Raw genomic sequence first — 21,232 nt, 5'->3', positions numbered from 1 at the left:
ATGCAAAGAAAAGACTTGAACGAAACGGCTCGTTTCGATACATAACGAAACGTAGCGTTTCATTAAAGGTGCTTCATGTCTCTCTCCGCCCGCGCCCGCATGGCTTTCCTCATGAGCTTTGCCGTCTATCCCGTCGTTGTCGCCTATGCGACCCTCATCAGCCTGCTCACCCCCGGCTGGGAATTCTGGCAGCGCAGCTTCATCATTGTGCCGCTGATGGCCATCACCATCGTCTTCTTCATCGTTCCCTTCATCACCACCCGCTTCGGCGCTTTCATCGCCGGACGTCGCCCTGCCAAGGCCAACTAGCGCTAAGTTCCGCGACGGAACCAAACTGGCTCTGGCGCCTTTGGCCTGAGGCGCCTCCTAACCAAAACACCGCATCAGGTGCCCTGCGTCATAGGTGCCTCATGCTCAAGCCATTCATCATCAACCCACCCGTATTCTGGGGGGCGTTGCTGATCATCGGACTTTTCCTTGCAGTCGGCATTTTCCTGCCCGACCAGGCAGGCGAGATTTTTGGCGCCATGCAGGTGCTCATTCTGAGCTGGTTCGGCTGGCTTTACCTGCTGGCCGCCGGCATTTTCTTGGTTACGGTGCTGCTTCTTTGCCTCGGTCGCTACGGCCGCCTGAAGCTTGGACCGGACGATTCCAAGCCGGATTTCAAGTTCACCTCGTGGATAGCCATGCTGTTTGCGGCCGGCATGGGGATCGGCCTCATGTTCTATGGGGTGGGCGAGCCCATGAGCCATTTCCTCGCGCCACCGACCGGAGAGCCCGGTTCGGTCGCGGCGATGCGCGAGGCCATGAGCATTACCTTCTTCCATTGGGGCATCCACGCCTGGGCCATTTATGCCGTGGTTGGCCTTGCCCTTGCCTATTTCGGCTACCGCTACAACCTGCCCCTCACCATTCGCTCCGGCCTCTACCCGCTGCTCAAGGAGCGGATCAACGGGCCCATCGGCCATGCCGTCGATATCTTCGCCATCGTCGGCACCATGTTCGGCATTGCCACCAGCATGGGTACGGGCGTCACACAGATGAATGCCGGCCTGTCGTTCCTGCTCGGCTGGCCCGCCGGCCCGACCATCCAGCTTCCGTTAATCATCATCGTGACCGGCTTTGCCATTCTTTCGGTCACCACTGGGCTCGATAAAGGGGTGCGGATTCTGTCCGAAACCAATCTTGTCGTCGCGATCTGCCTCATGCTGTTCGTCCTCCTCGTCGGGCCAACGGCTGAGCTGTTCCGCGATTTTGTCCAGAATATCGGTCTCTATCTCGACCGTCTGGTTTTGCGCACGTTCAACATCTATGCCTATGAGCCCACGCCCTGGGTGGATGCGTGGACCTTGTTCTACTGGGCCTGGTGGATTTCCTGGTCGCCATTCGTCGGCATGTTCATCGCCCGCATCTCGCGCGGCCGTACGGTGCGCGAATTCGTCTGTGCGGTGCTGTTCATTCCAGCAGGCTTCACCTTTTTCTGGATGACCGTCTTCGGCAATACCGCAATTTTCATCGATACCGGTATTGCTGCCGGCGCCCTGGGCCAGGCGATCACCACCGATGTGTCGACCGGCCTGTTTGTCTTTTTCCAGTACCTGCCCTGGCCGATGGTAACCTCGACCCTCGCGGTCATCCTCGTCGGCATCTTCTTTGTCACCAGCGCCGACTCCGGCTCGCTGGTCATGGATGCCATCTCCGCAGGCGGCGAAACCGAAACCACCACGCTCCAGCGGGTTTTCTGGTGTGTCATGGAAGCGGTGGTCGCCGGTTCGCTGTTGCTGGCGGGCGGCTTGACCGCCTTGCAGTCGGCTACAATCGCGACCGCCCTGCCATTCACCTTCGTCCTTCTGGCCTTGGTATGGTCCCTGATACAGGGCATGCGATCGGACCTGGCCCAGCAATATGCCCAGATCGCTCTCGTCGCCCCATCACCCGTCACCAACCAGCCTGCCGCGGGCCTCACTTGGCAGAGGCGGCTGTCGCTGATGCTCAATGCACCAAGCCGGCGCGACGTCCTCGAATATATGGGCAAGAAAGTCCGTCCGGCACTGGATCAGGTCGCCGAGGAACTGACCCGCCGTGGCCGGCCGGCCAATGTCCAGCAGCAACCCGATGGGACGCTCGAACTGCGCTCACCGGCCGAGAATGTGCGCGACTTCGTCTATGGCGTCAGCCTCGTCTCGGAGCCGCTTGCCAATTTCTCGCCCATGGCGGCCAGCAAGCCCGAACAGCGCTACGAGGCCCGCACCTATTTTTCGAGTGGCGGCCGCGGTTATGACATCATGGGCCTGCACCGCGACCAGTTGATTTCGGACGTGCTCGCCCAGTTCGAGCGCTATCTGCAACTGGTTCAGTCGCCTGAAGTTCAGCTCGTGCACGCCGCGCCCGAGCACCCGGCGGGCAGTTGACCTCGACGCCGCCTTGCGCACCTTGCGCCTCCGCGCGAGCCTAAGAGCGTTCTACGTCCGCCGCATGCGACAAAGATATCCCCGCTTTCGGAGCGTCCCCCATAATGCCCCGCATCTCCCGGCGCGGCGGCCTGCAGGCGAACAGTGGCCGGGTGAGCCGGGTGGGGTTTTTGCCTGTCCCACAGGTTCCAGTCCGGCCGCGACGGGACGAGCGATCCCCCGCCGCCGGACAGTTCCAAAAACCGGCGCCCCGAGGCGGTAGGCGTCTCATTTTTTGTTCTCATGGGGCGCTATCCGCCTCGGGGTCCGTCGAACAACCGTCCAACCGGAGGCCGACAGCCGACCGGCGCCACAACTTGCCGAAAGCTTCGCCCGCTCCTGCCTTGCGCACGTCACACCTTTGAGGCACACCGGAGCACCAATCGTTCGCAAGGTTCTGACCATGGCTGCAATTCCGGTTTCGCCCCTCGCCCCCCAGTCCTATCCGGACCTGCCCGAAATCGCGGGCGTGCGCTTTGCCACGGCCGAAGCCGGCATCAAGTACAAGAACCGCACAGACGTCCTGCTGATGGAATTCGACGAGGGCACCACGGTTGCTGGCGTCCTGACCCGCTCCAAATGTTCGTCGGCTGCGGTCGACCTCTGCCGGGCCAACCTGCCGGGCGGCAAGGCGCGCGGCCTTGTCGTCAATTCGGGCAATTCCAATGCCTTTACCGGCATGAAGGGGCGCGAAAGCGTCCAGCATATTGCCGATATCGCCGCCAAGGCGCTCGGCTGCCCGGCCTCGGAAGTGTTCATCGCCCAGACCGGCGTCATCGGCGAGCTGATCGATGCCAGCAAGTTCGACGGCGTCCTTGATCAGGCGGCGACGCGGATGAACGCGCTGCCCTGGATCGAGCCGGCCAAGGCGATCATGACCACCGATACCTTCCCCAAGCTGGCGGGCGCGGTGCTCGAATTCGACGATGTCGAAGTTCGCATCAATGGCATTGCCAAGGGTTCGGGCATGATCGCGCCCGATATGGCCACCATGCTCTCCTTCGTGGTCACCGACATGCCCATCGCGGCCGATGTGCTGCAGGCGCTGCTCAGCGAGCATGTGCAGAAAAGCTTCAATTCCATCACCGTCGACAGCGACACCTCGACCTCAGATACGCTGCTGGCCTTCGCCACCGGCAAGGCCCAAGTCGAGCCGATCACCAGCCTGTCCGACCCGCGGGCGCAGTTCTTCGGCGAAGCGCTGTTCGACGTGCTGTTCGAGCTCGCCATTCTCACCGTGCGCGATGGCGAGGGCGCGACCAAGCAGGTGTCCGTCCATGTCGAGGGCGCCGTCTCCGACGAAAGTGCCTTCCGCATCGCCAAGGCCATTGCCGACTCGCCGCTGGTCAAGACCGCCATTGCCGGCGAGGACGCCAATTGGGGCCGCGTGGTCATGGCCGTGGGCAAGGCCGGCGAGCCCGCCGATCGCGACAAGCTGTCCATCCGCTTCGGTGATCTGCTTGTGGCCAAGGATGGTGAACGCGCCGCCGGTTACGACGAAAAGGCCACCAGCGCCTATATGAAGGGCGAGGACCTCGAACTCACCGTCAGCCTGGGCCTGGGGGAGGGGAGTGCCACGGTCTATACCTGCGACCTCACCCATGGCTACATCACCATCAATGGCGACTACCGGAGCTGATTTCAGCCCTTTCGGAGGCCTTGCCTCACCCTCGACTGTCACCCCGGCCTTGAGCCGGGGCCCATCCCGCGATCTCAGGATGGATCCCGGCCTGCGCCGGGATGACAGCCGGTGGATGAATACGGAAATAGATCATGACATCATCCACCCTCCCCACAGTCGAAAGCTTCGAGCGCGCCGGCCTCAAGGCCTGGCCGGGCATCGAGGAAAAATGGGACGGTTCCTGGGTCCGCCGCGCCGCAGGGGGCTATACCAAGCGTGCCAATTCCACCCAGTGCTTCGATCCCGATGATTTCGAGGACGCCGATATCAGGGTGATCTCGGCAAGCACCTGGATGGTGATCCGCAAGATCAAGCCGGTCTTTCGCATCACGCCCCTGTCGAGCCCCGAGCTCAATGCGACGCTGGCGGAGGCCGGCTGGGTCGAAATCGACCCCTCCCATCTCTATGCCATGGAGCTGGGCGAGCACGAGCCCGATTCCGGCGCCGAGTACCTGCCGGTTCTCGATCCGAAATTTCTCGCCGTGGCGCAGCGCCTCCAGGGCTATGACGATGCCGCCATGACGGCGATGAAAAACCTCCTCGCCGTGTTCCAGGTCCCGGCGGTCGGCGTCGTCCTCACGCGCGATGGCGAGGCGGTTGCCTCCTCGATCATGGCGGTGGCCGACGGCATCGTCATTACCGGCAATGTGGTCACCGATCCCACCCGGCGGCGGCAGGGTCTTGCCGGCGCCATGATGCGCTCGGGCCTTTATTGGGCCCGCGGAGAAGGTGCGAAATTTGCAGCGCTCAATGTGCAGGCGGACAACGCGGCCGCCAAGGCGCTCTATGCCGGCCTCGGCTATGCCCACCAGTACGACTACGCATACCGCATTCCGGGAGAAGCCAAGTGAGCGCCAAACCGCTGCTGCTGGTCGTCGCCTGCGCCCTCGTGGACACCGACCGCCGGGTGCTGATTGCCCAGCGGCCGGAAGGCAAGTCCATGGCCGGCCTGTGGGAATTTCCCGGTGGCAAGGTGGAGCCGGGTGAAACGCCGGAAGCGGCGCTGATCCGCGAACTCCATGAAGAGCTGGGCATCGAGACCAAGGAAGCCTGCCTCGCGCCGCTTTCCTTCGTCAGCCACGCTTACGAAAACATTCACCTGTTGATGCCACTTTACGTCTGCCGGAGATGGCAGGGCACTCCCGAGGCCCGCGAGCATATTGCCCTCAAATGGGTGCGCCCGCAGGCCTTGAGGGATTATCCCATGCCGCCGGCAGACGAACCCCTGATCGCGGCCCTCTGCGATCTTCTGTGATGGCCAGAAGGCCACAAGTGCACGGAGCGACCATGCTGGCGCAAGCAATCAGGCGATTTGCAGCCGACGAGAGTGGCGCGACGGCCATGGAATATGCCCTGCTCGGCACCCTGATTGGCGTGGCCCTGATCGCCACCTTTACCGTCGTCGGCAATAGCCTGGGCAATATCCTCGGCACCGGCGCGGGCGGAGCCGCCAATGTCATCTCAGAGGCGATGGAAGACCTCTGAAGCCCTCCAGTCGCGTCGCTGATCAGGCAGCTCAGGGCCGCCCGACGATCTTGTAGCGCTGCCCCGGTACTACCGGGTCGCCGGGATAGAGGTTGTTGAGGATATAGAAGAGATCGCGCCCGCCGGCGATGTCGGCCATCTGGCCGGCCAGCCGGTCGGCATTGTCGCCGGCCCGGGCCGTCACCAGCCGGATCGACAACTGGCGGATCTGCGCCAGGTCCGCCGCCGTGGTCGGGCGGAAGCTCTGGATTGTCGCATCGGCGCCCTGCTGGAAGCGCGGACTGTCGGCCTTGGCCGCGAAGATGAAGCGATACACGTCGCCATTGTGCCGCATCACCGCCACGCGGAAGAACCACTGATCGGTCTGGGCCAGGCCCGAGGCCATTTCGAGCCCGTTATGCTCGAGCGCCGTCACCGTCTCCGCCTTGAGCCCGGCAATCCAGCCGGACTTGAGATAGTCGGTGAGCGACATGTTCTCCTGCACCTGGGCGCTGTCGAAGCGCACGGCTTCGCCATCGCCGGCAACGCCTACCACCGCGCTCTGCGAGGTCTGAAGCGTATAGCCCTGCGGCACGGTGAAGGTGAACTTGTTGGCCGGGTGGATGAAGCGCTGGCCGACCACCGAGCCCTGAGACGGGCTGTCGCCGAAGGTGAGGCCCGAAATCGCCGAGAGATAGGCTTCGCGATCGGTTTCGCCGGCTTCGGCCGAGCCAAACATGCCCCGCGCCGTGGAAAGGGCCGTCTCGATGCGCGAGGGCGTCGAGGGGTGAGAGGACAGGAACCCTTCCCCGCCACTGGCCGCGCCGGCCGAGAAGGCGGCAAAGCGGCTCATGACGCCGAGGAAGCGCGCGGCGGCCTGCGGGTCGAAGCCGGCCTTACCGGCAAACTTGATGCCTTCCTTGTCGGCATCGAGTTCCTGGTTCTGGCTGAAGGCGGCGAGTTGTTCGCGGGTGCGGTTGGCGGTGGCGTCGGTCGAGGTGTCGCCGCCGAAAATGCCAGTAATGACGCGGTCGACGATCTGCGTCTGCCTGGTGCGGTCGGTCCGGGCCCGTGCATGGCGCAGGGTGACGTGGGCGATTTCGTGCGCCAGCACAGCCGCCAGTTCGCTGGTGTCGGAAGCAAGCGCCAGGATGCCGCGCGTCACGTAGATATAGCCGCCCGGCAGCGCGAAGGCATTGACCTCCGAGGTATCGAGAATGGTGACCTGGAACTTGGCATTGGGCTGGTTGGCGGCCGCCAGCAGGCGTCCGACAATGCGCGCCACCATGATTTCGGCCTGCCGGTCCTCGTAGACCCCGCCATAGGCCGCGACGATGCGCGGATGCTCGCGCAGGCCGAGCACGGCATCATCCGGCTCGGTGCCCTGCGGCACGACGGTGGGCGCCGGATTGTCACCGGTGCGCGCCACGTTGACATTGGACCCGACCAGCGACGAACAGGCCGTCAAAGCCACGAGGCTGACGGTCATCATTGCGGTCCGCAAAACCCTTTTACCCAATTGCGCGGTCATGGCCTCGCGAGAACCTCGATCTGCTCGGGATGCGTGATTTCGATGCGTGGACCATCCCGGACGTCCACCCAGCCGCGCACCCTCACGAGCGCGCCTTCCAGCGACAGCGGATCCCGGCCATCGCCGCTGAAGAGCTTCAGGGCAGGGGCTTCGATCACCGCGGTGAAGTCTTCCTTCCAGAACCGGCCGAAATTGAGATAGACCCGCGAGCCGCTCTGGTCGGCCAGCAAGACCCGGCCTTCCACCAGCTCGTAATGTCCTGCCAGGTCCAGCAATTGGGAGGGACGATCCGCCGCACGCACGCTGTAATAGGGATCGGCCCAGATGCCAAGCCGTTCGGCGCGCGCACGTCCTTCTGCCGCCAGGAGCTGATCAAGGCATTGCCGGTTGTCGGGGAAGGAGTAGACCCGCGCCAGCCCCTTTTCGACCATGTGCTGCTGCGCCCAGACCGGCGTGTCGGTGCCGGTTTCGACGAAAACATGAGCCAGGGCACGCTCATAGCGGTCCACTTCCTCGCCGCCATAGCCCAGCGTCACGCTGCGGTTGAGAGCCAGGGCCGTCAGCTCCGCCTGCGCTTCGGGCGCCAGTGGCCAGGTGGGGAAGCCTTCGCGTCCCAGCGGCAGCTTGGGCGCCTGGGTGCCGATCAGCCGCACCACGAGGCCCGAATCGAGCACCAGCGTATCGCCATCGGTGACCTGCGTGACCGTGCCGCCCGGCACCAGGCGCAAGGTCTCGCAAGCCTGCGCGGCAGCCGGATCGAGCCCGATCAGCATGGTGGCAGTCATGGTGGCGATGGTAGCGCGGCGCAAGCAAACGACCCTTTGAACGTGCGGATCACCATGCACCCAATTGCGGCAAAAAAGGATGGGAGATTGCGTCCCGGCGTCATTCCGGCGCGCTTTCCCGCCAACCATTGCCAATTGGCAACGGCCCGGCCAAGCTGGGCGCATCGGAGGGACAGAAATGAGCACATCGGGAACCGTTCGCACCGGCACCGCCGGCTGGGTGTTCGAGCCCTGGCGCGGCACCTTCTTTCCCGCCGGTCTCGTGCAGAAAAAGGAACTGGCCTATGCGGCCAGCCACCTCACCGGCATCGAGATCAACGCTACCTTCCGCGCCAACCAGAAGCCGGCGAGCTTTCTCAAATGGGCGGGCGAGACCCCCGAGGGCTTCCAGTTCTCGATCAAGGGTCCGCAACTGGTGACCCATATCAAGCGCCTCAAGAACTGCGCCGAGCCGCTGACCAATTTCTTTGCCTCGGGGCCGCTGGCGCTGGGCGACCGGCTTGGGCCCTTCGTGTGGCAATTGCCGCCCAACCTCGCCTATGACGCGGCGAGCTTTTCGGCCTTTCTCGAACTGCTGCCCAGGGATATCGAAAGCTACCTGGCCCTGGCCGGCAAGGCCGACGGTGCAAAGCAGGAGCCTTATCTCGATGCCACTGGGGTCGGGAAAATTCGCCATGCCATCGAGCCGCGTCATCCCAGCTTCGACAAGGCGGAGGTCAATGCGCTCCTTACCCGGCACAATGTGGCGCGGGTGATTGCCGATACGGTGGAAAATCCGGCGCGGGAGCTGACGGCCGATTTCGCCTATTGCCGGCTCCAGGGCCCGGCCCGGCCCGATGCGGCCGGCTACGGCGAGGCCGACATTGCCGATTGGGCACGGACCATTGGCGGCTGGCGCGATGGCGGGCGCGACGTCTATGCCTATTTCGTCCACGAGGACAAACTGCACGCCCCGGCCAATGCCACGGCCCTGCGAAAGGCCCTTGGCATCAGCCTGCCGACCGATTGATCACGGACGCGTTTGCGTCTGGATTTTGCCGCAAGCTGAGCCTATTGGCCTTGCTCAGCGTCACATCGAGTGTCTCACATGACCACTGCCCGTCCCCTCGACAAGATCCTCACCGGTCTTGCCTTCATCCTTGGCCTCGCCACCATTCTCGGCGCGCTCGGCTCGCAGTATTTCGGCGGTCTGCAGCCCTGCGCTCTCTGCCTCGAGCAGCGCCTGCCCTATTATTGGGGCCTGCCGCTCCTGGCGCTGGTCCTCGTATTCTGGAACCGCCTGCCTCTGCCTGCCTGGTACGCGGGCATGGGCATCGTCACTGCGCTTTTTGCCTGGGGCACCTATCTTGGGGTCTACCATGCCGGCGTCGAATGGGGTTTCTGGCCCGGCCCGACCGCCTGCAGCGGCGCCGCCACTGGCGGTAGCATTTCGCTCGAATCGCTGACCAATCTCCAGCCCATCATCGGCTGTGACGTGGTGCAGTTCCGCTTCCTCGGAATCTCTCTGGCCGGCTACAACGCGCTGGTCTCGGGCGCCGTCACGCTGTTGCTGATCGGGGCCATGGTGGTGCAGTACCGGCGGAACCGCGCCTAGCGTCGCCGGTACCGATAGGCGTCAGGCGCGGCTGGGTACGCCGCGCAGCAGTACATCGCGTACGGTCTTGTAGGGCGCCAGCATCAGCACGGTCATGCCCAGCTTGACGAGAAAATCGCCCAGGGCCAGCGACTGCCAGAGCTCGACCTCCGGCCCGACGCCCAAGAGCGGCGCCGGGAAGCCGAGCGAGCCGTCTTCCATGCCGAAGAAGAAGTCGATGCCGGCCAGCGCCGGTGCCAGCGCCAGCGAAAAGAAGATCACCGTGTCCAGCGCCGAGGACACCAGCGAGGAGAACATCGGCGCGTGCCACCAAGCGCTGTTGCGCAGCCGGTGGAAGATCGACACGTCGAGCAGTTGCGCCACGAGGAATGCCGTGCCCGAGGCGATGGCAATGCGCGGCGTCGCCAGCCAGACCGAAAGCACCACGGCTACCGCAAAGCCGGCGACCACCACCCAGCGCGCTCCGGCGGGACCGAAGGCCCGGTTCGAGAGATCGGTGACGAGGAAGGCGATGGGGTAGGTGAAGGCGCCCCAGGTGAGAATGTCACCCAGGTTGACGCCGCCCAGTGTCACCTGGACGGGAAACTGCAAAAGGATATTGGAAGCGGTGACCACGGCCACCATGGCGGCCACGGCCACCAGGAAACGAGACAGCATCAGACTGTACCTTCAATTTACCGCAGTCCGGCAAAAGACCGGCGCGGATGTCGTCATTGAGCGGGATTTTCCCGCAGTCGTCACTACCCGGCTTGACCGGGTAGTCCAGGGGCGCTGTCGCATCGTCTGAATTGCCCGGTCAAGCCGGGCAATGACGAAGGTGGAGAGCCCAAAACAAAACCGCGTGGCAGTCGCCCACCACGCGGTCGAAACTTTAAGCGGAAATCGCTCAGGCGGCCTGGGCCGCGCGGATTTCCTTCTTGATGCCCAGGGCCAGCGGCGACAGGTCGGCGTCGTCCTGCTTGAGCAGGAAGGCATCGAGGCCGCCACGGTGCTCAACGGTGCGCAGGGCTGCAGCGGAGACGCGCAGCTTGACCGGACGATCCAGCGTCTCGGAGATCAGCGTGACGTTGATCAGGTTGGGGAGAAAGCGGCGGCGGTGACGGTTGAGGGCGTGCGAAACAGTGTTGCCCATCAAAACGCCCTTGCCGGTCAATTCGCAGCGACGTGCCATTGGTGATATCCTTGTTTGTGTAAAGGTCCTGCGTGGCGGCAATACCGCTACGGGCCTCGATTGTGATGAAATCGAGCGGGTCTTTAGAGAATAGTGGGCGGCGCGTCAACCCGAAGGCCGACTCAAAGGCCCGCGAGCGCCTTGCTTCGGCCCGGAGGGAGCGGCACTTTGGGGTCAAACACTGATTCGACCTGCCCGGCCTCTGTCTTGCACGGGCAGCCCCAGCCGAGAAGTCCCGACGTGATCCGTACCGCCCTTGTCCTTTGCTCCGTGCTTGCCCCTCTTGCCGCCCATTCGGTCCCGGCCGCCGAGGTCGATGCCCGCGCCAGCTATGCGGTCACGGTGGGCGGCATCAATGTCGCGGTCATCGATATCGATCTCGATGACGACGGCCGGCGCTACGGGCTCGATCTGTCGGCGCGTGTCGCGGGGCTCGGCACCATCGTCGCCAGCGGCACCGCCACGGCGCAGGCCACCGGGTCTTCCTCCGGCGCGACCCTCCAGTCGCAGAATTTCGCGCTCGAAACCCGCGCCAATGGCGAACTCTTCACGGCCAATGTCGATTACGAGGGCCGCAACGTCACCGCCTTCCAGGTCAATCCGCCGGTTCTCGATAGTTATGACCGGGTGCCGCTCGAACGCGCGCAACTGACCGGGGTCGGCGATTTCCTCTCCGCCTTCGTGCTCAAGGCCGATGGGCTCGACAGGAGCCTCTGCGAGCGTACGCTCAAGATATTTACCGGCGTCGAGCGCTTCAACATCGCGCTCAACTTCCTCGACAATGACGAGGCCACCTCGCCGCGCACCGGCTATCAGGGGCCGCTGGTTGCCTGCTCGCTCAAGTACCAGCCGGTCTCCGGGCATTTCGAAAGCTCGGAAATGACGACTTATATGGCCGAGACCAGCCGCATGATCCTCTGGTATGCGCCGCTCGGGGCGACCGGTTATTTCATTCCCTATCGCGTCAATATCGGCACCAGCATGGGCGACCTGTCCATCGTGCTGACCCGCGCCGAAAGCTGATCGGCAGCAGGACCGCTGTCCCGATTTGTGACGGTCAAAAGCTTTTTTGCCAATTTTACACGTCCGTGCGCCCGGCTGGCCGGGGTGCATCGGTTAATGCCCGCGCTTGGCAGCCGTCTTGCGCGGTAACGCCATGGCAGGAAAGCACCGAAACCAGGCCGGATTAACTCGAAATTCATTCGTCTGAACGGGATTTCGTCTGTTCCGGCAAGCACTTGTCCCCTCTAGTGGGGTCGGTCGCCGCGCTACGCCATATGTGGTGGAGAACAAAGCCGCATTGGCGATTCCGGCCCGATTCTGTCTCCGTTCGTTCCGGCTTTGGCCTCAAGGTTAAGGCCAGATCGCAATCCGGCGCCAAATCGTGCCGGAACAGGACGATGGTGCCACCCGGCTTTCGCCCTTGGTGCTGAAATCCGCCGCGCGAGGCACGGGCGGGGCCCTGGGGTCGAAACTGGACAGGGTGCTCTCCGCAAGTGTCGAGAATCCATGCGGGCAGCCGGCTGCGACGGCGTCACCGCTGTGCCATTGCGGCACGTCAACGGGCTTTTTCGTAATTCCGGCTCAAGAGCCCCCTGTCACACCGGCGTGACGGCGTGAAGAAGGAGAAAATCTTGGCGGAGACGACGTTTACCTTCCGTTGAGATTTGAGCCAATCCGCCCGAAATTAAGTCTCTGGCAACCAGTGTGAAGGCGTTTTGGCCGTTGGCGGTGATGCCGCGACCCAGCAGACCCCTGCTTGTGGAGAATCGGGTCGGTCGGCCACCACATCTAGCCGTGAACAAATGCGGATTTGGCGTGTCGCGCCGATTCGGTTCTGTTTCGTTCCAGTTGCGTTCCCGCCGTTAAGGCTCGTGACAAATCTGTGTCAGAACCGTCCCGTGTTGGAACGCGTTGACGAAGCCTCTCGCAAGCCTTGCCGGAAGACCCTACATAGAGCGCAATGACCTTTTCTCCTTCCCAGTCGGTCAAGGCCATCCTCGGACCGACCAATACCGGCAAGACCTATTACGCCATCGAGCGCATGCTGGCCCATCCCACCGGGATGATCGGCCTGCCGCTGCGCCTGCTCGCCCGCGAGGTCTATCAGCGTGTCGTCGAGCGGGTGGGTGAGCAGACCGTGGCGCTGATCACCGGCGAAGAACGCATCGTGCCGGCCAAGCCGCGCTATTGGGTGGCGACGGTGGAAGCCATGCCGATGGACATCCATGTCGATTGCGTCGCCATCGATGAAATCCAGACCGCCATCGATTTCGATCGCGGCCATGTCTTTACCGACCGCATCCTCAAGGCTCGCGGCTTTCATGAAACGCTGCTGCTGGGCGCCGGCACCATGGCCAATGTGGTCAAGAAACTGGTGCCGCATGTCGAAATCATCGATCGGCCGCGCTTTTCGCAGCTTACCTATGCCGGCTCCAAGAAGATTTCGCGGCAGCCGCCCCGCTCGGCCATCGTCGCCTTTTCGGCGCGCCAGGTTTACGCCATTGCCGAGCTGATCCGGCGCGAGCGCGGCGGCGCGGCCGTCGTGATGGGCGCCCTCAGCCCCCGCACCCGCAATGCCCAGGTCGCACTCTACCAGAATGGCGATGTCGATTTTCTCGTCGCCACCGATGCCATCGGCATGGGCCTCAATCTCGACATCCACCACGTGGCCTTTGCCGACGACACCAAGTTTGACGGCCACCAGAGCCGGCCGCTGACCCCGGCGGAGCTCGGCCAGATTGCCGGCCGCGCCGGCCGGCACCGGCATAACGGTACGTTTGGCGTCACCGGCGGCACCGAGAATTTCGACGAGGAACTGGTGGTCCAGCTCGAAACCCATGATTTCGAGCCGATCCGGCAGGTGCAATGGCGCAACAGCAAGCTCGATTTCTCCTCCATCGAGCGCCTGCGCAATTCGCTCGAGGAGGCGCCGGATGACTGGACATTGACCCGTGTGCCGGTCGCGAAGGACCAGCATGCGCTCGAATTCGTCGCGCGCAACGAAGCCGGAGCGCTGGCGCGCGGCCATGATGCGGTCAAACTGCTCTGGGAATGCTGCCAGATTCCCGACTATCAGGGGATATCACCGGCCGCGCATGGCGAGATTGTCACCCGCATTTATTCGGATTTGAGACGAATTGGATCGGTCAGGGCAGACTGGATTGCCGAGCAGGTGCGGTTTTGCGACAATGCGGAGGGCGACATTGACACACTCAGCAATCGGATCAAGCAGATCCGGACCTGGACCTTTGTCGCGAACCGTAAAAACTGGCTTGAAGACCCTACCTATTGGCGCGAAAAGACGCGAGACATTGAGGATCGCCTGAGTGACGCTCTGCACGAGCGACTCACCCAGCGCTTCGTCGACCGGCGCACCAGCGTGTTGCTCCGCCACCTGAAAGACAAACGTATGGTATCTCCCGAAATTACCGAGCGCGGCGAAGTGCGGCTGGAAGGCCACCTCATCGGCACGCTTGAAGGCTTCCGCTTCACCCTGGCCCGCAACGATGGCGACGTGGACGCCAAAGGCCTGCGTGGAGCCGCCGACTCAGTGGTCGCCCCGGAGATGCGCCATCGTGCCGAACGCCTGGCCGGTTCGCCAAATGAAGAATTCGTGTTGGCGACCGACGGCCGCCTGCGCTGGCGCGGCGAGATCGTCGCCGAGCTGGCCGAGGGCGACAGCCTTTATCGCCCGCGCATCATCATGCTGGCCGACGAGACGCTGACCGGTCCCGATCTTGAAAAGGTCCAGGATCGTCTCTCGCTCTGGCTGCGCCACCACATCAATACCGTGCTCGAACAGGTCATGGCGCTGGAAGCGCCGGCCGATCTCGATGGCACCGCCCGTGGCCTGGCCTACCAGCTCTTCGAACATATCGGCCTACTGCCGCGCGCCGGCGTGGCTGACGAGGTCAAGGGGCTCGATCAGGATGTCCGCGGCAAGCTCAGGAAGCTCGGCATCAAGTTTGGTGCCTATCACATCTACCTGCCGCTCAGCCTCAAGCCCGCCCCGCGCGAACTGGCGCTGATCCTCTTTGCATTGAAGCATGGCGGCATCCGCCAGCCCGGCGTCACCGACATCCCCCATATCGTGCTTTCGGGCCGCACCTCCTTCGTGGTCGATCCGGAAGTCGATACCCGCCTTTATGAAATCGCCGGCTTCAAGGTGGCCGGCGGCCGCGCCGTCCGCGTCGATATCCTCGAGCGCCTGGCCGACATCATCCGTCCGCTGATCGCGCTCGATGCCGCGCGCCCCTATGCCGGCGACTTGCCGGCCGGCGCCGCCGAGGGCAACGGCTTCCGCGTCACCGTCGAAATGACCAGCCTGCTCGGTTGCTCGGGTGAAGATTTCGCCTCGATCCTGACCTCGCTGGGCTATCGCGTCCGCCGTACGCCCAAGGCCCCCGCGGCCGTTCCGGCGGAAGCCTCGGCCGAAGTACCGGCGCTCGAGGCCAGCCTCGATGCCGCGCCGGCCGGCGTCGATCCGGTCGACGAAGCGGCGCCCGCCGCGCTTGAAACCGAAGTGCCGGCCGTTGCCGAGGGCGCGGTGCCCGACGCGGCGCCGGCAGATGCCGCACCCGCCGAGCCGGAATTCGACGAGATCTGGTTCCCCGCCGGCCGTCGCCACAACGACAACAATCACCGTGGCCGCCAGTCCGAAAGCCGTCCGCGCCGTGAGGGCGATGCCGAAGGCCAGCAGGGCAAGCGCCATGACCGGCCGCGGCAGGGCAAGGGCCCGCGCCGCCCCGAGGGCGAGGTGCAGGACCTGTCCAAGGCCCGGCACCTGCAGAAGGGCAAGGGGCGGCCGGACAATCGCCGGCCGGATGACCAGAAGGGTGAACGTGCCCGCTTCCAGCCGCCGCGCGACGAGCGCAAGGAAAAGGCGTTCGATCCGGATAGCCCCTTCGCCAAGCTGATGGCGCTCAAGTCGCCCAACGGGCAATAGGATTGGAAGGGCCGGGCGAAACACCGCTCCGCAAGGAGCGGCTCGACCGGTTCCTGTTCTTCTCGCGCGCCGTGAAGTCGCGCACCCTGGCGCAGAAGATCATCGAGAGCGGCGCCATCCGGGTCAATTCCGAACGCACCGAACGCACCGATCATAAGGTTGGGGCCGGCGACGTGCTGACCATGTCGCTGCACAATCGCATCGTGGTCTGGCGCATTCTCGATCCCGGCACCCGCCGCGGTCCTGCCAACGAGGCGCAGGGCCTTTACGAGGACATATCGCCCCCGCCCGTGCCGAAGGCCGAGCGTTCGCCCTATGAGGCGGCGATCGCCGAACGCCCGCCCGGCGCCGGCCGCCCGACCAAAAAGGAGCGCCGCGACACCGATCGCCTGTCCGGGGACCACGAGGACTAGACAGTCATTCCGCATCCGGGCGCGCCTGCGCCAAACCGTCCCCTCGGACAGCCTTGCGGGCGCCAAGAAAACGGTTTAGCACCGGTCCCGTTGAGACAGGCGGGCTGACCTGCCCCAGGGGTCAGGCCGCATTTACATGGGATCGCCTCCTAGATGACCTATATCGTCACCGACAATTGCATCGCCTGCAAATATACCGACTGCGTGGAAGTGTGTCCGGTGGACTGCTTTTATGAGGGCGAGAACATGCTGGTGATCCATCCGGACGAGTGCATCGATTGTGGCGTGTGCGAACCCGAATGCCCGGCCGAGGCGATCAAGCCCGATACCGAAAGCGGTCTCGACGAGTGGCTGGAGCTTAATCGCAAGTTCGCCTCCGCCTGGCCCAATCTCACCGAGCGCCGCGATCCCCTGCCGGAAGCAAAAGAGCGTGACGGCGAGGACGGCAAGCTTGCCAAGTACTTCTCGGAAGCCCCGGGCGAGGGCGACTGAGGCCGGGTCATCAGGCAAATCTCCAGACGCGGCAAGGCTTTGTCGCGCTTTCGTCACATAGGGTCGCCCCATCGGCGGCCCCGCTGGCACTGGCTGATTCGTTCTTTTTGATTCTGCTGAAAAATTGTGCTATGGTCCCACCATATGCAGTTGAGCCCTTCACCCAGCCCGTGCCGCAAGGCACGATTTTTTTGACACCAGACAAAGTGGATGCGTGGCGTTCCCGAAAAAAGCGGATTCGGGACGACAGTGGGTTTGATTGCGCGTGCGCGCCCAGGTCGGGCGCCAAACAAGTAGGAAGGCAGGTCCTTGCCGCAGGGAACCTGCCGATTGGGGCGTCAACAAGGAGTTCCAGGATATGGTAGCCAAGAAGCAGCAGCAGCGGCTCGGGTTCAAGACGGGTGAACACGTGGTGTATCCCGCCCATGGCGTCGGTATGATCACCGCCATTGAAGAACAGGAAGTCGCTGGCCTGACCCTCGAGCTGTTCGTCATCAGCTTCGAGCAGGACAAGCTGACCCTTCGCGTGCCTGTTGCCAAGGTCAAGTCTGTCGGCATGCGCAAGCTGGCCGAGGAAGATGAAGTCAAGAAGGCCCTCGATACCGTCACCGGCCGTGCCCGCGTCAAGCGCACCATGTGGTCGCGCCGCGCCCAGGAATACGAAGCCAAGATCAATTCGGGCGATCTGATCGCCATTTCCGAAGTGGTCCGCGATCTCTATCGCTCCGAAGAGCAGCCCGAGCAGTCCTATTCGGAACGCCAACTGTTCGAACAAGCCATGGATCGCATGAGCCGCGAGATCGGCGCCGTGCGCAAGCTGACGCTGACTGAAGCCGTGCAGCTCATCGAAAAGCAGCTCGCCAAGAGCCCGAAGCGCACCAAGGCCGACGCGGCTGAAGCCGAAAGCGACGAAGAAGCTGCCGCGTAAGCAGCTATTTCGAGTTGAATGAAAAAGGGCCGGTGGTGACACCGGCCCTATTTTTATGTCTCAGCCACAGAGTCATTCCCGCGAAAGCGGGAACCCCTGTTTTGGCCGTGGATCATCAACGGAGATTCCCGCTTTCGCGGGAATGACACGGTGGGCGACCAAGAACCCGCGGCAAGCCCGATCGGTCCCTCCCCCTGTTTCAGGGGGAGGCCAGGTGGGGGTGAACCTCACTCCGCCGTATCGAGCGCCGCTGCCAGCTTCGGCGCGAAATGCTCGGCCGCATAGCCGATCGAAAGCGGTGTATAGAACCACAGCGCGGCGGCCAGCGCATCCTCGCCTTCGCCGGGAAACACCGAGCGTCCTTCCTTGAAGAGCCGCGTATTGGCATAGGTGGAAATGGCTTCGACTTCTTCCCTCTTGCCATTGGGCCAGACGACGACATCGAGCAGGTCGAGTTCGTCGGCCTTTTCGGCGCTGAGATAGATCCAGCCGGCCTCGTCGGCCTGGGCGTCGAGCGCCTCGGGGAAGCTGAAGCCGAGGCTTTCGAGGAAGCGGGTCGGCGCATGCTCCCGGGCCCAGAGCGTGAACTGCCCTTCACGCAGGTCGGCCATGGAGGCGGTGTGCTCGGCAAATTGCGGATAGTCCTGCCTGATGGCTGCCAGTTGCGCATCGAGCTCGGCGGCGATCGCATCGGCCTTTTCGGTCGAGCCTGATGTGGCGAGGGCAATCAACTCGAGCTGTTCCTGCCAGGGCGCGCCATAGTCCTTGAAGCCTTCCGGCGTCGCCACCACGGGCGCGATCTGGCTGAGGAGCTCGTAGGTGGCTTCGTCCAGTTCGTAATAGGTCGCGACGATGAGGTCCGGCTTTTGCGCCGCGATCCATTCGAGGTCGGCCTCATAGGCCATCAGCACGGCGGGTTCGGCGCTAAGAGCCAGCCGCGCCTCCTCGGCCCAGGGCCAGGTGGCGTAGGGCTGCTCGCCCCACCATTCATGCACAGCCACCGGCGCCACGCCCAGGGCATAAAGAAAGTCCTGGTCATTGAGGCCAAGCGACAAGACGCGCTGCGGCTCGGCGGCAATGGTGATTTCGCCCTTGGCGTGGGTGAGGGTGACCGGGAAGGATTGGGCCCAGGCAGGGCTGGCCAGCAGCATTCCGGCAACGACAGTGAGACAGAAGCGACGCATGGAGAAGTCTCCGCATGAAGGATGCGAAGGCTCCTAGCGCATATGAGAACAACAATCATGTTTCGTGCCGCCCTAGAGCCGGCTCATCGCCTCGGGCAGCAGCACGACGCTTTCCTGCTCATTGGGATCGGTGCGGGCAATCAGGGCGCGCGCCATCCTGTCGGTAGGGTTGAAGGGCTGGTGCGGCACGCCGGCGGGGATATAGACATAGTCGCCCTCCCGCACCTCATCGAGAAATTCGAGGTTGGGCCCATGATAGAACGAGGTCGAGCCCTCGAGCTGGAAGATCGCCGTTTCATGGCTTTCATGGTAATGCGGCTTGGCTTTGCCCCCGGGCGGCAGCACCAGCATATGCATGCAGATGCCCTCCGAGCCGGCACTCTCGGCCGAGATGCCGGCAAAGTAATCCATGCCCTGCTTGCCGCGAAACGCCTCGCCGCGCACGATTCTGCATTCTTTCATGCCTGCCTCCCGGGTCCGCCGCCGACGATACGATCAGCCAGTCGATGCCGGAAGGGTTCGCGCAACGAAAAGGGGCGGCACCGAAGTGCCGCCCCCAAAACCTCAGAACTCGTCCCAATCGGCTGAAATCGCCGCGCCGCCCTGGCTCAGGTAGCGGGGGCTGGCTGCGGGGCGGGCAACCGGTGGTTCGACCGGCTGGTTGCGCACTGTTGCCTGTGGCTGTGCCGCCGCCCCGGCCTTGAGACAGAAGATGTCGACCATGCCATCGAGTTCACTGGCCTGGCCTTCGGTCTGCTCGATGGCCGCGTTGGTTTGTTCGACCAGCGCCGCATTGTGTTGGGTCATTTCGTCGAGCTGGCGCACGGCCACGGCCACTTCGTCGATGGCCGAAGCCTGTTCGCGGCTGTCGCGGGCAATTCCGTCCATCAGCCCATGGCTGGTGCGCGCCATTTCGAGCATGAGGTTCAGCTTTTCGGCGGCGTCGACGACGAGGCGCGAGCCGCTGGCCACTTCGCCGGCGCTCTGTTCGACCAGGTGCTTGACCTCGCGCGAGGCTTCCGCCGTGCTCTGGGCCAGGCGCCGCACTTCCACCGCGACGACAGCAAAGCCTTTGCCGGCCTCGCCGGCGCGCGCCGCTTCCACCGAGGCGTTGAGCGCCAGGAGGTTGGTCTGGAAGGCGATGTCGTCGATCAGTCCGATAATGTTGGAGATCGATGCCGAGGAAGCCGAAATGCGCTCCATGGCGGCGGTGGTCTCGGACATGACCAGCCCGCCCTCTTCGGCTTCGCGGGTCAATGCGCCGGACGCCTGGCTGGCGTCGCCGGCGCGCTTGGCATTCTGCTGCACCGTGCCGGCGAGCTGTTCCATGGCCGCCGAGGTCTCCTCAATGGTGGCCGCCTGCCGCGTCGTGCGTTCGGCCAGGTCGTTCGTCCCGGAGAGGATTTCACCGGTGGCGGTCTTGAGGGTGCGGGAGGTGGCGCGCAGCCGCGTCACGATCTCGGTTAGGCGCTCGGCCACCGCATTGGTGTCGTCCTTGAGATTGGCGAAGGCGCCTTCATAGTGACCCTCGACGCGCGGTTCGAGATCCGCCTTGGCCAGGGCCGACAGCACCGCGCCGCTTTCCGTGAGGCCGCGATCGACGGTTTCGATGAGGCCGTTGACGCTGGTGGCGATGGCGTTGAAGCCGTCATCGCCGAAATTGGTCGAGACCTGGCAGGAAAAATCGCCGTGTGCCGCCGCATCGACTGCGGTGTGCACCTCGGTGGCCAGCCTGTCCATGACCTGGGCGCGGTCGGCGAGCGAGCGGGCACGCTCCTGTTCCTCGGCGCTGAGCGCCGCGATCTGGCGGGCATTTTCGCGGAACACTTCCACCGCCCGGCCCATGGCGCCGATTTCGTCGCGACGGGTCGCTTCCTCGATGGTGATGTCGAGATTGCCCTCGGCCAGGTGGCCCATCTTGTCGGTCAGCGCCTTGACCGGCGCGACAATGGTGCGGCGGCCGATGAGGATCGAAAGCACGAGGCCCAGCGCAACGCCGATGCCGGCCGTGGCGACCACGACGATTAGGGCAAGGTTGGAGCCAGCCTCGGCGCGCTCGCGCATCCCGGCCATCAGTTCACCCGAATAGGTCGAATAGAGCTTGACCGTATCGGTTACCACTTTCTGGGCCGCCAGCGCTTCTTCGAGCGCGGCGCCGATCGCGGCCGGGTTGCCGGCCGGCGTGGTCGCCAGCATGGCGTCGATCTTGCCGAAATAGGCGTCCAGCACCGGCTTTACGTCGCCAAGCAGGCGCATTTCCTCGGCATCGGCAGCCGCTTCGATGATGGGAAAGCGGGCGCGCATTTCCTCGGTACGGCGGGCAGCTTCGGCAACGAAGTCCTCGGTGCGCTCGGGTGCTGCCGCAAGCTGATAGGTCATGCGCGAAATGGCGATGATGTCCATGCGCAGGTCCATGGCTTCGCGGGCGGCCTCTTCCTTGGCGCCGACGGTCAGCATGGTATCGCGCAGGCTGGTGATTTCGCGCCAGCTGACGGCGCCGAGGACCACGGCGGCAACCGCCATGACCATGATCGTCAGCAGGAACTTCTGGAGGATCGGCAGATGTTTGAGCGACATATTACCCCTGGGCC

20 protein-coding genes are annotated in these 21,232 nt (G+C 63.9%); 13 read left to right on the top strand and 7 right to left on the bottom strand.

Annotated features, from left to right (window positions below; genetic code table 11):
• Positions 1-75 precede the first annotated feature (75 nt).
• The 6 genes from JEQ47_RS15950 to JEQ47_RS15925 all read left to right on the top strand — a co-directional run bounded on the left by JEQ47_RS15950 (position 76) and on the right by JEQ47_RS15925 (position 5,616).
• Positions 76-309, top strand: a complete 234-nt coding sequence (locus JEQ47_RS15950; protein ID WP_198877425.1) for a hypothetical protein — start codon at positions 76-78, stop codon at positions 307-309.
• A gap of 101 nt (positions 310-410) precedes the next feature.
• Complete coding sequence (locus tag JEQ47_RS15945) at positions 411-2,411, top strand: BCCT family transporter (protein WP_198877424.1); 2,001 nt, start codon at positions 411-413, stop codon at positions 2,409-2,411.
• A gap of 442 nt (positions 2,412-2,853) precedes the next feature.
• Positions 2,854-4,089 (top strand): bifunctional glutamate N-acetyltransferase/amino-acid acetyltransferase ArgJ, encoded by a 1,236-nt coding sequence (gene argJ / locus JEQ47_RS15940; protein ID WP_198877423.1) that lies wholly within the window; start codon positions 2,854-2,856, stop codon positions 4,087-4,089.
• Positions 4,090-4,223: 134 nt separating this feature from the next.
• Positions 4,224-4,982 (top strand): GNAT family N-acetyltransferase, encoded by a 759-nt coding sequence (locus JEQ47_RS15935; protein ID WP_198877422.1) that lies wholly within the window; start codon positions 4,224-4,226, stop codon positions 4,980-4,982.
• Positions 4,979-5,386: an 8-oxo-dGTP diphosphatase MutT gene (gene mutT, locus JEQ47_RS15930; RefSeq protein WP_198877421.1), complete on the top strand. Its 408-nt coding sequence runs from the start codon at positions 4,979-4,981 to the stop codon at positions 5,384-5,386. Before JEQ47_RS15935 ends, mutT begins: the two co-directional genes overlap by 4 nt.
• Positions 5,387-5,418: 32 nt before the next feature.
• Positions 5,419-5,616, top strand: coding sequence for a Flp family type IVb pilin (locus tag JEQ47_RS15925; protein WP_198877420.1), 198 nt, complete (start codon positions 5,419-5,421; stop codon positions 5,614-5,616).
• Between the two features lie 31 nt (positions 5,617-5,647).
• On the opposite strand, the gene JEQ47_RS15920 is transcribed toward JEQ47_RS15925, so the two are convergent.
• A complete protein-coding gene (locus JEQ47_RS15920) occupies positions 5,648-7,084 on the bottom strand; it encodes a M48 family metalloprotease (RefSeq protein WP_198877419.1) in 1,437 nt (478 codons plus the stop codon).
• Between the two features lie 38 nt (positions 7,085-7,122).
• Positions 7,123-7,935 (bottom strand): thermonuclease family protein, encoded by an 813-nt coding sequence (locus JEQ47_RS15915; protein ID WP_236020919.1) that lies wholly within the window; start codon positions 7,933-7,935, stop codon positions 7,123-7,125.
• A 154-nt stretch (positions 7,936-8,089) separates the two neighbouring features.
• On the opposite strand from JEQ47_RS15915, the gene JEQ47_RS15910 reads away from it, so the two are divergent.
• Positions 8,090-8,920, top strand: a complete 831-nt coding sequence (locus tag JEQ47_RS15910; RefSeq protein WP_198877418.1) for a DUF72 domain-containing protein — start codon at positions 8,090-8,092, stop codon at positions 8,918-8,920.
• A gap of 78 nt (positions 8,921-8,998) precedes the next feature.
• Positions 8,999-9,505 (top strand): disulfide bond formation protein B, encoded by a 507-nt coding sequence (locus JEQ47_RS15905; RefSeq protein WP_198877417.1) that lies wholly within the window; start codon positions 8,999-9,001, stop codon positions 9,503-9,505.
• Positions 9,506-9,526: 21 nt separating this feature from the next.
• Here the strand turns inward: JEQ47_RS15905 and JEQ47_RS15900 are convergent, their stop codons facing one another.
• The gene (locus JEQ47_RS15900; protein ID WP_198877416.1) at positions 9,527-10,162 is read right to left on the bottom strand and encodes a queuosine precursor transporter; all 636 of its coding nucleotides are present in this window, start codon (positions 10,160-10,162) and stop codon (positions 9,527-9,529) included.
• A gap of 229 nt (positions 10,163-10,391) precedes the next feature.
• Positions 10,392-10,676, bottom strand: a complete 285-nt coding sequence (rpmB, locus tag JEQ47_RS15895) for a 50S ribosomal protein L28 (protein WP_198877415.1) — start codon at positions 10,674-10,676, stop codon at positions 10,392-10,394.
• Positions 10,677-10,916: 240 nt separating this feature from the next.
• Between rpmB and JEQ47_RS15890 the strand changes: the two genes are divergently transcribed.
• From JEQ47_RS15890 to JEQ47_RS15870, 5 genes are all read left to right on the top strand, one after another.
• A complete protein-coding gene (locus JEQ47_RS15890) occupies positions 10,917-11,699 on the top strand; it encodes a DUF3108 domain-containing protein (protein ID WP_198877414.1) in 783 nt (260 codons plus the stop codon).
• A 940-nt stretch (positions 11,700-12,639) separates the two neighbouring features.
• Positions 12,640-15,624 carry a helicase-related protein gene (locus JEQ47_RS15885; protein ID WP_198877413.1) on the top strand — a complete coding sequence of 995 codons (2,985 nt, stop codon included), beginning with the start codon at positions 12,640-12,642 and terminating at the stop codon, positions 15,622-15,624.
• 2 nt (positions 15,625-15,626) lie between these two features.
• The gene (locus JEQ47_RS15880) at positions 15,627-16,037 is read left to right on the top strand and encodes an RNA-binding S4 domain-containing protein (protein ID WP_198877412.1); all 411 of its coding nucleotides are present in this window, start codon (positions 15,627-15,629) and stop codon (positions 16,035-16,037) included.
• 153 nt (positions 16,038-16,190) lie between these two features.
• Positions 16,191-16,529 carry a ferredoxin FdxA gene (fdxA, locus tag JEQ47_RS15875; protein ID WP_198877411.1) on the top strand — a complete coding sequence of 113 codons (339 nt, stop codon included), beginning with the start codon at positions 16,191-16,193 and terminating at the stop codon, positions 16,527-16,529.
• Positions 16,530-16,887: 358 nt separating this feature from the next.
• On the top strand, positions 16,888-17,457 hold the full coding sequence (locus JEQ47_RS15870; protein ID WP_198877410.1) for a CarD family transcriptional regulator: 570 nt from the start codon (positions 16,888-16,890) through the stop codon (positions 17,455-17,457).
• A gap of 227 nt (positions 17,458-17,684) precedes the next feature.
• Here JEQ47_RS15870 and JEQ47_RS15865 read toward each other — a convergent pair whose 3' ends face one another.
• The 3 genes from JEQ47_RS15865 to JEQ47_RS15855 all read right to left on the bottom strand — a co-directional run bounded on the left by JEQ47_RS15865 (position 17,685) and on the right by JEQ47_RS15855 (position 21,218).
• Complete coding sequence (locus tag JEQ47_RS15865; RefSeq protein WP_198877409.1) at positions 17,685-18,641, bottom strand: ABC transporter substrate-binding protein; 957 nt, start codon at positions 18,639-18,641, stop codon at positions 17,685-17,687.
• 72 nt (positions 18,642-18,713) lie between these two features.
• The gene (locus JEQ47_RS15860; protein ID WP_198877408.1) at positions 18,714-19,103 is read right to left on the bottom strand and encodes a cupin domain-containing protein; all 390 of its coding nucleotides are present in this window, start codon (positions 19,101-19,103) and stop codon (positions 18,714-18,716) included.
• A gap of 102 nt (positions 19,104-19,205) precedes the next feature.
• Entirely contained in the window at positions 19,206-21,218 is a 2,013-nt protein-coding gene (locus JEQ47_RS15855) for a methyl-accepting chemotaxis protein (protein WP_236020917.1), read from the bottom strand.
• Positions 21,219-21,232 lie beyond the last annotated feature (14 nt).

It is taken from the genome of Devosia sediminis, assembly GCF_016411825.1.
Lineage (GTDB): Bacteria > Pseudomonadota > Alphaproteobacteria > Rhizobiales > Devosiaceae > Devosia > Devosia sediminis.
This window is presented reverse-complemented; position numbering and strand designations above follow the sequence as displayed.